This is a genomic window from Kitasatospora sp. NPDC098652, from assembly GCF_044760155.1.
In the GTDB taxonomy this organism is placed as follows: Bacteria; Actinomycetota; Actinomycetes; order Streptomycetales; family Streptomycetaceae; genus Kitasatospora.
On the sequence record NZ_JBIWAQ010000012.1, the window covers coordinates 64,899 to 77,566 of the forward strand.

At 73.5% G+C, this 12,668-nt stretch carries 10 protein-coding genes and 2 tRNA genes; 8 read left to right on the forward strand and 4 right to left on the reverse strand.

Features of this window, described 5'->3' with window-relative positions:
* Positions 1 to 319: 319 nt before the first annotated feature.
* The 4 genes from ACIQWA_RS24690 to ACIQWA_RS24705 all read left to right on the forward strand — a co-directional run bounded on the left by ACIQWA_RS24690 (position 320) and on the right by ACIQWA_RS24705 (position 4,521).
* On the forward strand, positions 320 to 1,300 hold the full coding sequence (locus tag ACIQWA_RS24690) for an ABC transporter permease (RefSeq protein ID WP_360240777.1): 981 nt from the start codon (positions 320 to 322) through the stop codon (positions 1,298 to 1,300).
* A 16-nt stretch (positions 1,301 to 1,316) separates the two neighbouring features.
* A complete protein-coding gene (locus tag ACIQWA_RS24695; RefSeq protein WP_402485829.1) occupies positions 1,317 to 2,291 on the forward strand; it encodes an ABC transporter permease in 975 nt (324 codons plus the stop codon).
* The gene (locus ACIQWA_RS24700; RefSeq protein ID WP_402485832.1) at positions 2,288 to 4,363 is read left to right on the forward strand and encodes a dipeptide ABC transporter ATP-binding protein; all 2,076 of its coding nucleotides are present in this window, start codon (positions 2,288 to 2,290) and stop codon (positions 4,361 to 4,363) included. Before ACIQWA_RS24695 ends, ACIQWA_RS24700 begins: the two co-directional genes overlap by 4 nt.
* An 84-nt stretch (positions 4,364 to 4,447) precedes the next feature.
* Positions 4,448 to 4,521: transfer RNA gene (locus ACIQWA_RS24705), tRNA-Lys, on the forward strand.
* A 108-nt stretch (positions 4,522 to 4,629) separates the two neighbouring features.
* Here the strand turns inward: ACIQWA_RS24705 and ACIQWA_RS24710 are convergent.
* Together ACIQWA_RS24710 and ACIQWA_RS24715 are read right to left on the reverse strand one after the other, a co-directional pair.
* Entirely contained in the window at positions 4,630 to 5,505 is an 876-nt protein-coding gene (locus ACIQWA_RS24710) for an alpha/beta fold hydrolase (RefSeq protein ID WP_402485835.1), read from the reverse strand.
* A complete protein-coding gene (locus tag ACIQWA_RS24715) occupies positions 5,502 to 6,422 on the reverse strand; it encodes a DUF998 domain-containing protein (protein WP_402485838.1) in 921 nt (306 codons plus the stop codon). Before ACIQWA_RS24715 ends, ACIQWA_RS24710 begins: the two co-directional genes overlap by 4 nt.
* 125 nt (positions 6,423 to 6,547) lie before the next feature.
* Here ACIQWA_RS24715 and ACIQWA_RS24720 point away from each other — a divergent pair.
* The 3 genes from ACIQWA_RS24720 (at position 6,548) to ACIQWA_RS24730 (ending at position 10,499) form a co-directional block, all read left to right on the forward strand.
* Positions 6,548 to 6,621: transfer RNA gene (locus ACIQWA_RS24720), tRNA-Lys, on the forward strand.
* Between the two features lie 223 nt (positions 6,622 to 6,844).
* Positions 6,845 to 9,238, forward strand: a complete 2,394-nt coding sequence (locus ACIQWA_RS24725; protein ID WP_402485840.1) for a transglycosylase domain-containing protein — start codon at positions 6,845 to 6,847, stop codon at positions 9,236 to 9,238.
* A 187-nt stretch (positions 9,239 to 9,425) separates the two neighbouring features.
* A complete protein-coding gene (locus ACIQWA_RS24730; RefSeq protein WP_402485843.1) occupies positions 9,426 to 10,499 on the forward strand; it encodes an EamA family transporter in 1,074 nt (357 codons plus the stop codon).
* Here the strand turns inward: ACIQWA_RS24730 and lepB are convergent.
* Positions 10,462 to 11,301: a signal peptidase I gene (lepB, locus tag ACIQWA_RS24735; RefSeq protein WP_402485846.1), complete on the reverse strand. Its 840-nt coding sequence runs from the start codon at positions 11,299 to 11,301 to the stop codon at positions 10,462 to 10,464. The two genes, ACIQWA_RS24730 and lepB, sit on opposite strands and share 38 nt — an antisense overlap.
* 143 nt (positions 11,302 to 11,444) lie before the next feature.
* Positions 11,445 to 11,780, reverse strand: a complete 336-nt coding sequence (locus ACIQWA_RS24740; RefSeq protein ID WP_360240753.1) for a chorismate mutase — start codon at positions 11,778 to 11,780, stop codon at positions 11,445 to 11,447.
* A 270-nt stretch (positions 11,781 to 12,050) separates the two neighbouring features.
* On the opposite strand from ACIQWA_RS24740, the gene ACIQWA_RS24745 reads away from it, so the two are divergent.
* Positions 12,051 to 12,476, forward strand: a complete 426-nt coding sequence (locus ACIQWA_RS24745; RefSeq protein ID WP_350504848.1) for an OsmC family protein — start codon at positions 12,051 to 12,053, stop codon at positions 12,474 to 12,476.
* Positions 12,477 to 12,668 lie beyond the last annotated feature (192 nt).

Below are 12,668 nucleotides of genomic sequence, written 5' to 3' on the forward strand. Positions count from 1 at the left end.
TCCGGTTCGTGACACGAGTTGGGCCGTACGAGGCATGACCGGGCTTGAGCATGGGCACTCAATCCGGCACCGAGCCAGAGGAACGTAACAGCGGATCAGATCCGCCACCAGGGGGAGGAGCGGACGCCTGATCAAAAAGTCACACCGCGCAATCCCGCCGCAACATCACGGCCGTACCCCGGTGCAACACTGCGACCTGCGCGTTCGCCAACGGCCGTGCTCCCCCTGCCAGCTGAGGCCCTGACCGGGCCCCGACCGAAGGCCACCCGCCGATGCCCACCAGACGCGTCGCCCCCGCCCCCACCCCGGGCGGCCGCTGATGCTCCGCTACCTGTCGAAGCGGCTGAGCTACTACGCGGCGCTGCTGATCGCCGCCGTGTTCCTCGCCTACGCGATATCCGCGAGCGCCCTGCAGCCGCGCACCTACTTCGACGCCAAGGTGCCGCGCCCGTCCGCCGCCTCGGTCGAACGCCAGCTCACCGCGCTCAACCTGAACGACCACACCCCGGTCGTCGAACGCTTCGGCCACTGGGCCGGCGGGCTGCTCCACGGCGACCTCGGCCGGACCATCCACGACACCCCGGTCACCGACGACTTCGGCCGCCGGGTCTGGGTCTCGCTGCGACTGCTGCTGCTCGGCAGCCTGCTCGGCACCGTCCTCGGCGTCGCCGCCGGAGCGTGGAGCGCCGTACGCCAGTACCGGATCTCCGACCGGCTGCTCACCGTGGTGTCCTTCGTGCTGCTCTCCACCCCGGTCTTCCTGGTCGCGCTGTTCCTCAAGAACGGCGCGATCGCCGCCAAGGACGCGGCCGGCCACGAGGTCGTCCCGTTCACCGGCTACGAGACCCCCGGACTGGCCGGCGGGCTCGGCGCCCACCTCGCCGACTGGGCCCTGCACCTGCTGCTGCCCACCGTCTCGCTCGCCCTCGGCGGCCTCGCCACCTACAGCCGCTACCAGCGCGGCACCATGCTCGACGTGCTCGGCTCCGACTACCTGCGCACCGCCGAGGCCAAGGGCCTCACCCGACGCCGGGCCCTGCTCAAGCACGGGCTGCGCACCGCCGTGATCCCGATGTCGACGATGTTCGCCTACAGCTTCCTGGGCATCTTCACCGGCGCGATCTTCACCGAGACCATCTTCGGCTGGCACGGCATGGGCGAGTGGCTGATCCAGTCGATCAACGAACAGGACGTCAACTCCGTGGTGGCGATCAACCTGTTCACCGCCGTCGTCGTGCTCGCCTCCGGCTTCCTGGCCGACACCCTGCACGCCGCCCTCGACCCGCGCGTGCGGTCCTGACCGGAGGGAGACCGAGATGACCGCCCTCTCCGTGGAACCCGTCGAGCCTTCCGGACCCGCCGGCCCCGCCGGCCCCGTCCAGCCGCCCGGGCCCGTCCCCGCCCGGGGGACCGGCCGCGGCCGCCTCGTCCTCGCCCGGCTGCTCGCCGCCCGCAGCGCCGTGGCCGGAGCCGTCGTCGTCCTGCTGCTGTTCGCGCTCGCCTTCGGCGGCCCGTACCTGACGCCCTGGGACTACGCCGCCCCCGACTTCACCGCGCTGCACCAACCCCCCTCCGCCGAGCACTGGTTCGGCACCAACGGGGTCGGCCAGGACGTGTTCGCCCAGACCGTCCGCGGCCTGCAGAAGTCACTGATCATCGGCCTGCTGGTGGCCCTGTTCTCCACCGTGCTGGCCTCGCTGGTCGGCGCCTGCGCCGGCTACTTCGGCGGCTGGACCGACCGGGCCCTGATGTTCCTGGTCGACCTCCTGCTGGTCTTCCCCAGCTTCCTGATCATCACCATCGTCTCGTCCCGGCTGAAGAGCGCCGGCTGGATCGCCTTCGTGCTGCTGCTCGCCCTGTTCAACTGGATGATCACCGCCCGGGTGGTCCGCTCGATGACCCTCTCCCTGCGCGAGCGCGAATTCGTGCGCGCCGCACGGTTCATGGGAGTGCGGCCGCTGCGGATCATCAGCCGGCACATCCTGCCGAACGTCGCCTCCTTCCTCATCATCGACGCCACCATCGCCGTCGGCGGCGCGGTGATGAGCGAGACCGCGCTCTCCTACTTCGGCTTCGGGGTCAAGGCGCCGGACGTCTCGCTCGGCACCCTGCTCGCCGCCGGAACCAGCGAGGCCCCGGTGTTCCCGTGGATGTTCTACTTCGCGGCCGGGCTGCTGGTGCTGTTCGTGCTCGCCGTCAACCTGGTCGGGGACGGGCTGCGCGACGCCCTCGACCCCACCGCCGGGGGCGCACCGCGCCGCACCCGCCGCCTTCGGAGGAAGCAGAAGTGAGCACCGCCGTCGAGACCCCGCTGCTCGCCGTCCGGGACCTGCGGGTGGACTTCGCCGGACCGCACGGACCGGTGCCCGCCGTGCGCGGGGTGGACCTCACCCTGCACCGCGGCGAGACCCTCGGCATCGTCGGCGAGTCCGGCTCCGGGAAGTCCGTCACCGCGCTGTCCGTGCTCGGGCTGCTGCCGGGCACCGCCCGGATCGACGGCTCGGTGCGGCTGGACGGCCGGGAACTGGTCGGCCTGCCCGGCAGGGAACTCGCCGCGATCCGCGGCCGCCGGGTCGCCATGGTGTTCCAGGACCCGCTGTCCGCCTTCACCCCGGTCTACCGGATCGGCGACCAGATCGCCGAGGCCGTCCGGATCCACCAGCCGGTCGACCGGGCCACCGCCCGCCGCCGGGCCGCCGAACTCCTCGACCTGGTCGGCATCCCGGCGCCCGACCGGGCCCTGGACAGCTTCCCCCACGAGTTCTCCGGCGGCATGCGCCAGCGCGCCATGATCGCCATGGCCATCGCCAACCAGCCCGACATCCTGCTCGCCGACGAACCCACCACCGCACTGGACGTCACCATCCAGGCCCAGGTGCTCGACGTGCTGCGCACCGCCCGGGAGGAGACCGGCGCGGCGCTCGTACTGGTCAGCCACGACCTCGGCGTGATCGCGGGGGCGGCCGACAGGGTCGCCGTGATGTACGCGGGCCGGGTGGTCGAGACCGCCGGGGTGGACGAGCTGTTCGCGGCCCCGCGCCACCCGTACACCCTCGGGCTGATCGGCGCGCTGCCCCGGCTGGACGGGCGCGGCGGCCCACTGGTGCCGATCCCCGGCGCCCCGGCGCCGATGGCCGAACTGCCGCCCGGCTGCCCGTTCGCCGCGCGCTGCCCGCTCGCGGAGGAGCGCTGCTCGACGGCGGAGCCCGCGTTGAGCGGGGACGACGGGCACCGGGCGGCCTGCGTGCGCTCGGCGGAGCTGGCCGAACGGCGACCCGCGCCGAGCGAGGTGTACCCGGTGCCGGAGCTGCCCCCGGGGCCCGCCGCCGGGGACCGCGCGGACCGGCCGCAGGTGCTCTCGGTGAGCGGGCTGGGGAAGACCTTCCCGCTGCTCAAGGGCACGGTGTTCAAGCGGAAGGTCGGCGAGGTCTACGCGGTGGACGGCGTCGACCTGGACCTGCGCCAGGGCGAGACGCTCGGCCTGGTCGGGGAGTCCGGATCGGGCAAGTCCACCACGCTGTTCGAACTGCTGAGCCTGAGTGCCCCGGAGACCGGCCGGATCGAACTGCTCGGCCACGACACCGCCCGGCTCACCCGGGCCGAGGCCCAGCGGCTCCGCTCCGAACTGCAGATCGTCTTCCAGGACCCGATGGCCAGCCTCGACCCCCGGATGCCGGTCGGCGACATCGTCGCCGAGCCGCTGCGCGCCCAGCACGCCCCGCGCGAGGAGATCGCCCGCCGGGTGCCCGAGCTGCTCCGCCAGGTCGGGCTCGACCCGGAGCACGCGGTCCGCTACCCGCACCAGTTCTCCGGCGGGCAGCGCCAGCGGATCTCCATCGCCCGGGCCCTCTCCGTCCGGCCCAAGCTGCTGGTGCTGGACGAACCGGTCTCCGCCCTGGACGTCTCGATCCAGGCCGGGGTGCTCAACCTGCTCCAGTCGCTCAGGGCCGAACTCGGGCTGTCCTACCTGTTCGTCTCGCACGACCTCTCGGTGATCCGGCACCTCGCCGACCGGGTCAGCGTGATGTACCTCGGCCGGACGGTCGAGCAGGGCCCGGTCTCCGCCGTCTTCGAACGGCCCCGGCACCCGTACACCCGGGCGCTGCTCTCCGCCGTGCCGCTGCCCGACCCCGCCGCCGAACGCGCCCGCGACCGCATCCTGCTGGCCGGCGACCCGCCCTCCCCCACCGAGCGCCGCGCCGGCTGCCCGTTCCGCACCCGCTGCCCGCTCTACGCCGGACTCGCGGACGCCACGGCCCGGGCGCGCTGCGAGCAGGAGCGGCCGACCCTGGACGGCGACCGGGCGGGGACCGGGCCCGAGGCGGCGGGCGACCACCGGGCCGCCTGCCACCACCCGGGGTGACGGCGAAGGTCTCACTCCCGGTGGCCACGCGATTACGATTCGGCGGAACGGGCTGCCGACGTGTACTGTCTTCCACGTCAGCAGGCGCCGCTAGCTCAGTTGGTTAGAGCAGCTGACTCTTAATCAGCGGGTCCGGGGTTCGAGTCCCTGGCGGCGCACAGACAGCCGGAAGGCCCTTCGCGAGAGCGAAGGGCCTTCCGGCGTTTTCGGCGTTTCCGGCGTTTCCGGCCCTCGGGACACCTTCCGTCCGGGGCCGTCCGGGGCCGTCAGCCGGTGTCGAGGACGGCGGAGGCCACCGCGTCCGGACGGTCGAACATCACCAGGTGCCCGGCCGGCGCCGTGGTCCGGAAGTCCGCCCCGAGCAGCGTCGCGAGCTCCCGCTGGTCGGCCAGCCAGGACTCGGTCCGGCTGGTCCGGCAGCCGTCGTCGGCGGCCAGCACGGTGATCGGCAGGTCCTCGGGCAGCGGCCGGGCCCGGCGCAGCGCGTCCAGCTCGGCGGCCATGTCGAGGTAGCGCCCGTTCTCCCGGAGCAGCGCGCGCAGGGCCCGTCCGGTGCGGTAGCAGTGCCGGACCAGCAGGGGCGGGGCCAGGTCCTCCCGGCGGACGGTGGACAGCCGGGCGGTCACCCGGCGGGCGGTCGGGCCGAGCAGGTACGGCACCGCGAGGGCGGTCGCCGCGCCCGCCACCGCCCGGGCCGCGAGGTCCCGTACCGCCGGTGCCGGGTAGGGGCGGGCCGCCGCTTCGACGCTGCCGTCGACCAGGACCAGCCCGGCGGTCCGCTCGGGGTGCAGCCGGGCGAAGGCCTCCACGTGGAAGCCCGCGAGCGAGTGGCCGACCACCGTGCAGGGCCCGCCCAGCCCCAGGCCGTCCAGCACCGCGCGGATCCGCTCGGCCTCGCCGGCCACCGTCGGGGCGGGCCGCCGCCCGGTGGCGGGCTCGGCGGCGCTGAGCCCGTAACCGGGCCGGTCGAAGCGGACGACCGTGCGGTACGGGGTGAGGAACGGGACGACGAGGTCCCAGTCGAACCAGCTGCTGCCGAGACCGCCGGTGAGCAGGCAGAGCGGGCCGCTGCCCTCGGTGCGCACGTGCAGCGGGACGCCGTCGACGCGCAGGAAGCGGGCATTGGCGGCGGGCGTGCTCACGCCGGCCTCCGGTCGGCGGCCTCCGGTGCCGCCGGGCCGGCCTGCGCGCCCGGAGTGTCCTGGGCGTCCTCCGGAGCGGGCAGCGCCTGCGGGGCGGACGAGCGGGCGACGGCCACGGCCAGGACGGCCAGCCAGAGCGCGACCAGCAGCACCTGCAACCGCTGCCCGGCACCGAGCGCCCAGGTGCCGCGACCGGCCTGGAAGGCGGCGATCGCGCCGAGGCTCCAGCCGGTGGCCAGCAGTTCGGCTCCGAGCAGCCAGGGGCCGAACCGGCGCACCGCCGGCCAGCGGTGGTGGCGACGGGCGAGGACGGTGAGCGCGACCAGTCCGGTGAGCGCGCCCAACATGGCGAGGCTGCTGGTGACGGCGTGGGCGGTGTGGGTGGCGGGAACCAGTCCGGCGGTCTCCCGGGCCGCGCACATCTCGTCGCTGGTGGGGGCGCAGCTGAGCGGCAGCCGGGAGTCGGCGGCGGTGGCCGCGCCGAACAGGGCCAGGGCGGACCAGCCGACCAGGGCCCAGCGGTTCCGGCCGGGGTCCGCAGAGTGCCGACCAGGGCCCGCGAGGTCCTGACCAGGGGCCGAGGCACGTCGACCGGGCGTCACGGCGTTCCGGGCCTGCCCGGTGGCGAGGGCAGTGACGGCGGCGGCGAGCACGCAGAGCCCGGCGGCGAGGTCGGTGGCCCGGAAGAGGCCGCCCAGCGGCTGGTCCTCGGCGGCGAGCTCGCTGAGGTACGCCTGCACCGGGTCGAGCCCGGTGCTGAGCACCACCTCCAGCACCCACGCGGTGTACGCCACCGCGCTGAGCAGCAGCAGCGCGGCGACCGCGGTCCGTGCGCGCCGGTCCGACGGCCGGCGGCGTCGGGAAGGGGGCCGCGGGCAGGTTCGGGGGTGGGGGTGTCCGGGCTGGGGGCTGGGCACGTTTCCACCCTAACCGGGCACGAACTCCGCCCCAACCGGGAGGAAACGGTCACCCGCGGCGCCCGGCGGACCCACCGTGGTGCAGGGCACCCCCGGGGACCGTGTATTGTTTTCCAGGTCAGCAGGCGCCGCTAGCTCAGTTGGTTAGAGCAGCTGACTCTTAATCAGCGGGTCCGGGGTTCGAGTCCCTGGCGGCGCACAGACAGTTGGGGAGCCTCTCGCAGCAGCGAGGGGCTCCCCGATTTTTTGGCCCTCGATGTCCGTTTTATGTGTGATGTCGGTCTCGATTGCCGCTCCGGTGGAGCCATGGGGCCCGCCCGGCTCGTCCAGGGCAGTAAACCGGAATCGGGACAAAGGTCCCTAACCGCCGATGTCCCCGTCTGTGCAGGCTGGCCCGGTCCGCCCGCAGGAAAGGCCGCGCCTTGTTCCGAAACGCCCAGAGCGGCCGGTCGCCGATCGACCTCCGGCCGGTCAAGCGACTCAAGCGCTCCACCACCACCCCGGGCGGCAAGAAGCCGCGCCGCCCCAAGCGCACCGGCTGGCGCCGGCTGATACCCACCTGGCGGATGACGCTGCTCGGCCTCGCCTCGGCGCTGCTGCTCGGCGTCGGCCTGTTCGCGCTGGGGATCGCGCTGGTGAAGGTGCCCGACGCGCACGCCGCAGCGACCGCGCAGAGCAACACCTGGCTCTACTCCGACGGCTCGGTGATCACCCGCACCGGCCAGACCAACCGGCAGAACGTCGGCCTGGACAAGGTCTCCCCCGCCGCCCAGCACGCGGCGCTGGCCGCCGAGGACCGCAACTTCTACAACGAGGGCGCCGTCAACGTGCAGGGCCTGGTCCGGGCCGCCCTCAACACCGCCAAGGGCGAGGGCACCCAGGGCGGCTCCACCATCACCCAGCAGTACGTGAAGAACACGTACCTGGACCAGAAGCAGTCCATCACCCGCAAGGTGAAGGAGCTCTTCATCGCCATCAAGGTGGACGCCACCATGAGCAAGGACGACGTCCTCTCCGGCTACCTGAACACCTCCTACTACGGCCGCGGCGCCTACGGCATCCAGGCCGCCGCCCAGGCGTACTTCGGCGTCGACGCCTCCGCGCTCAACGCGGCCCAGGGCGCCTACCTGGCCACCCTGCTGAACGCCCCGAGCGCCTACGACGTGGCCACCGCGACCCCGGCGGGCAAGCAGAACGCCGTCAACCGCTGGAACTACGTCATGGACGGCATGGTCAAGAAGGGCTGGCTCGGCGCCGACGAGCGGGCGAAGACCACCTTCCCGGACGTCAAGGACCCGCAGCCCAACCCGGGCCTGTCCGGCCAGTCCGGCTACCTGGTGGACGCGGCGACCCAGTACCTGACCTCGAACAACATCATCAGCGAGACCGAGCTGGCCAAGGGCGGCTACACGATCAAGCTGAGCATCGACCCGGCCCGCCAGCAGGCCCTCCAGGACTCCGTCCAGGCGCAGCTGCACGACACCCTGAACCCGGACAAGCGGAAGAAGGACGCGGCCGCCCAGGCCGGCGCCGCCTCCGTCGACCCGAAGACCGGCGCGGTGGTCGCCCTGTACGGCGGCGTCGACTACGTGAAGCACTACGTGGACAACGCGACCCGGCGCGACTACCAGGCCGGTTCGACCTTCAAGGCGATCGCGCTGGCCGCCGCCTTCGAGAACAACGCCAAGACCCAGGACGGCCGGACCGTCACCCCGCGCACGATCTACGACGGCACCAGCGGCCGCAAGGTCCGCGGCGGCAAGGGCACCCCGTACGCGCCGCCGAACGAGGGCGACGTCAGCTACGGCCAGATCTCCCTGCAGCAGGCCATCGACAAGTCGGTGAACTCGGTGTTCGCCCAGCTCGCGCAGGACACCGGGCTGCAGAAGGTCAAGGACACCGGCATCGCGCTGGGCCTGCCCGCCAACACCCCGGGCCTGGACCCGGTGCCCTCCATCCCGCTGGGTGCGGCCACCCCGAGCGTGCTCGACATGGCCGGCGTGTACGCCACCCTGGACAACGGCGGCAAGCAGATCACCCCGTGGCTGGTGCAGTCGGTGGACCGCGCCGGCGAGGCCGTGCAGCTGCCGGCGCACAAGACCACCCAGGCGATCAGCGCGGACACCGCCAACCAGGTCACCTCGATGCTCCAGGGCGTGGTGAGCGACCCGGGCGGCACCGGCTTCCGGGCCCAGGCGCTGGGCCGCCCGGCGGCGGGCAAGACCGGCACCACCGACGACCAGAAGTCCGTCTGGTTCGTCGGCTACACCCCCGAGCTGGTCACCTCGGTGGCGCTGTTCGGCCAGGACCCGGGCACCGGCGCCCAGGTCAGCCTGAGCGGCGTCGGCGGCATCAACGGCGCGGCGGGCGGCCAGTTCCCGGCCCAGATCTGGACCGCCTACATGAAGGCCGCGCTCAAGGGCCAGCCGGTCAGCGACTTCCCGACCCCGGCGGACGGCGGCGACTCCGGCGCCACCGACGTCCCGACGGCCCCGAGCACGCCGAGCGGCACCCCGTCGACCGGCAGCGCCACGCCGAGCACCGGCGCGGGCAGCCAGCAGGGCGACAGCTCGGGCACCGGCTCCACCGGCTCCGGCTCGGGTGGCGACTCCGGTTCCGGCGGTTCGGGCACCGGCCCGACCACCGCCCCGACCGGTCAGCCGACCACCCAGCCGACCTCGCGGCCCACCGTTCGGCCGACCCCCAAGCCGACGCCGACCAGCAAGCCGACCACCGACCCCACCGGTCAGCCGACCACCCAGCCCACCGGCGGGACGGACGTGTCCAACGGGGCGGCGGCAGGGTCCGGGGGCTGATCGCCTCCCCGCACCACCCGCTCCGCCCGCACCACCCGCTCCGTCCGCTCGCCTCGGCCGGACCACCGACCTCGGGTCGGTGGTCCGGCCGACGTTCGTCACCGCGCCTCTACGGACAGTTCAGACCAGGATCAAATGCCGATATGGCGCCTTACCGAGACATCGGTAGGACTGTCACAATGCGCCAGTGCACAGATCAACGGCCTCGCCCACCCTCCCTTCGGGCAGAACCCTCGGCCTCGGCCTCGCGCTGGTCTCCGCCTTCGCCTTCGGCGGCTCCGGCACCGCGGCCAAGCCACTGATCGAAGCCGGCCTCTCCCCCCTGCACGTGGTGTGGCTCCGGGTCACCGGGGCGGCCGTCGCCCTCCTCCCGATCGCCTACCGGCACCGCGACGCCGTCCTGCGCCGCCCCGGCCTGCTGATCGGCTTCGGCCTGCTCGCCGTGGCCGGCGTCCAGGCCTGCTACTTCGCCGCGATCTCCCGCATCCCGGTCGGCGTCGCCCTGCTCATCGAGTACCTCGGGCCGCCGCTGCTGATCGGCTACGTCAGGTTCGTGCAGCGCAAGCCGATCAGCCGGGGCGCGGCCGTCGGCGCCGGCGTCGCGGTGGCCGGGCTGGCCTGCGTGGTGGAGGTCTGGAACGGCCTGAGCTTCGACGCGCTGGGCGTGCTGTTCGCCCTCGGCGCGGCCTGCTGCCAGGTCGGCTACTTCCTGCTCGCCGACGCCGGCCGCCGGGGCGAGCGCCCGGTCGACCCGCTGGCCGTCAGCGCGTACGGGCTGCTGATCGGCGCCGTCCTGCTCACCGTCCTCACCCGGCCCTGGCAGGCCGACTGGGGCCTGCTGGGTGGATCCGTGGTGATGAACGGGCACAGCCTGCCCGCGCTGATCCCGGCCGCCTGGATGGTGTTGGTCGCGACCGTGCTCGCCTACCTGACCGGCGTGATCTCCGTCGGGTACCTCTCGCCGCCGATCGCCGGGGTGGTGGCCAACCTGGAGGCGGTGGTCGCCACCGTGCTGGCCTGGGTCCTGCTCGGCGAGCACCTGGGGCTGCCGCAGGTCGCGGGCGGTCTGCTGGTCCTGGCGGGCGCCTTCGTCGCGCAGACGAGCCGGCCGGCGACGGCGGAGGCGGAGCCGCTGGAGGCGGCGACGGTGGGAGTGCCGACGGTGGGAGTGCCGACGGTGGAGGCGGGGGCCGCCGGTACGGCCGGTGCGACGGCGTCCCGGGTCAGCGGCCGGTCCAGCCGAACCAGTCGAGGTGACTGACCGGCCACACCACGGCCGCCACCGGGCCCACCACGTTGCCCACCGGCACGGCGCCGCCACCCGGCCCCTGCCGGTGCCAGCGCGAGTCCGCCGAGTCACTGCGGTGGTCACCCTCGACCCAGATGTAGCCCGAGGGCACCTTCACCGGGCCGAAGTCCAGCCCCGCGCAGGAGTCGTCGCCCGGGTGGAGGTACGGCTCGTCGACCTTCCTGCCGTCCACGGTCAGCGTGCTGCCCGTGCACTGCACGGTCTGGCCGCCGGTCGCAATGACCCGCTTGACCAGGTAGTTGTCGTCCTTCGGCGGCACCAGCCCGGCGAAGCTCAGCACCGAGCTCACGGCGTTCGTGAACGGGTTGGTGTCGACCGGCTGCGGCGGCAGCCAGTTCCCCGGGTCCTTGAACACCACCGGCTGCCCCGGCTCCGGCGTCCAACCGGTCAGCGGCGCGAGCTTGTTCACGCCGACCCGGTCGCCGACCCGCAGGGTGTTCTCCATCGAACCGGACGGGATGGTGAAGACCTGGAACAGGCAGGTCTTGATCAGCAGCGCGACCACCAGGCCGACCGCCACCATCGCCGGGATCTCGATCCACCACGGCCGGGGACGGCGCCCCGCCCGGCGGGCCTTGCGACCGCGCGAACCCCCGGCCCGGCGGCGGGCCTCGGCGCGCCCACCGGACGCGGGTGGGACGGGCTGCGCCTGCGGCCCGTCCGGAGCGGGCGGCCCGTCCTGGGCGTCCCAGGCGGCTGGTACCGCGGATCCGCTGGGAGCTCCGCTCGGCGTTTCGGGCAGGTTCACCGCCATCGTCGCTGCTCCACCTCTCCGGCTGGGGAAACCTGCACGCTACGCCAACCGGGGAGCCGTACGAAATCCGGGACTTAGCCGCCTCCGACATCGCGGCGGCAGCTCGGAGCACGGCCGGAGCCGCCGCAGCGCCGTCCCGGAGGTCAGGCGCGGGCGATGGCCTCGTGGTGGCGGATGACCTCGGCGATGATGAAGTTCAGGAACTTCTCCGCGAAGACCGGGTCGAGCTTGGCCCCGGCGGCCAGCTCCCGCAGCCGCTTGATCTGGTCCCGCTCCCGGGCCGGGTCGGCCGGCGGCAGCTTGTGCTCGGCCTTGAGGCGGCCGACCCGCTGGGTCGCCTTGAAGCGCTCGGCCAGCATGTGGACCACCGCGGCATCGATGTTGTCGATGCTCTCGCGCAGGCTGGTCAGCTCGGCCCGCACCGCGTCGTCGATCCCCGCGGGCACGCCGGCGTCGGGGGTCGTGGGCTGGTCCGTCATCGGGGCGGCTCCCGGTGTCTTGGGTGGTCACCCGACCGTACGGCGGCCGGGCTCGGACCCCGGCAAATCTAACAGGGCTCCCGCGCCGGACCGGCACCGTCCGGGGAACCGTCCAGCATCCGGACGGCAGGAGGGGGCACCGGCGGGAACACGGGAGGACCGCGGCCCTGCCGCCCGGCGCCCGGCTCCGCGGCGGGACTGCCCGTAGTCTGGTGCGTGCATGACCGGAAGTGACGACTCAGCAGTCCCTCAGCACTGGAGGAACCGATCGTGGCAACCACCCGCACCGCCCGCACGGCCTGGGAGGGCGACCTCCTGCACGGCAAGGGGCAGGTGACCTTCGCCTCCTCCGGGATCGGCGAGTACCCCGTCTCCTGGCCGGCCCGCGCCGAGGAGCCCAACGGCAAGACCAGCCCCGAGGAACTCATCGCGGCCGCCCACTCCGCCTGCTTCTCGATGGCCCTCTCCAACGGCCTCACCAAGGCCGGCAACCCGCCCACCACGCTGGACACCCAGGCCGACGTCACCTTCCAGCCCGGCACCGGCATCACCGGGATCCACCTGACCGTCACCGGTGCGGTCCCCGGACTGGACGAGGCCGGCTTCGTGAAGGCCGCCGAGGACGCCAAGGCCAACTGCCCGGTCAGCCAGGCCCTGACCGGCACCACCATCACCCTCACCGCCAAGCTGGCCTGACCGCACCCCCGGCCCGTCCGGGGCGCACTCCGGCCCCGCCCCCGGCGCGCAACCGGCGTCCGGGGGCGCGCCAGCGGCGCACGCGCTCCCGGCACACCTCAGGTGATGTGTACCGGGGGCGTCCGAACGTTCCACCACGCTTGATGGCAAACGGGGCGAATCACCCTGCCGGCGGTCACCGCGCGTTGCCGT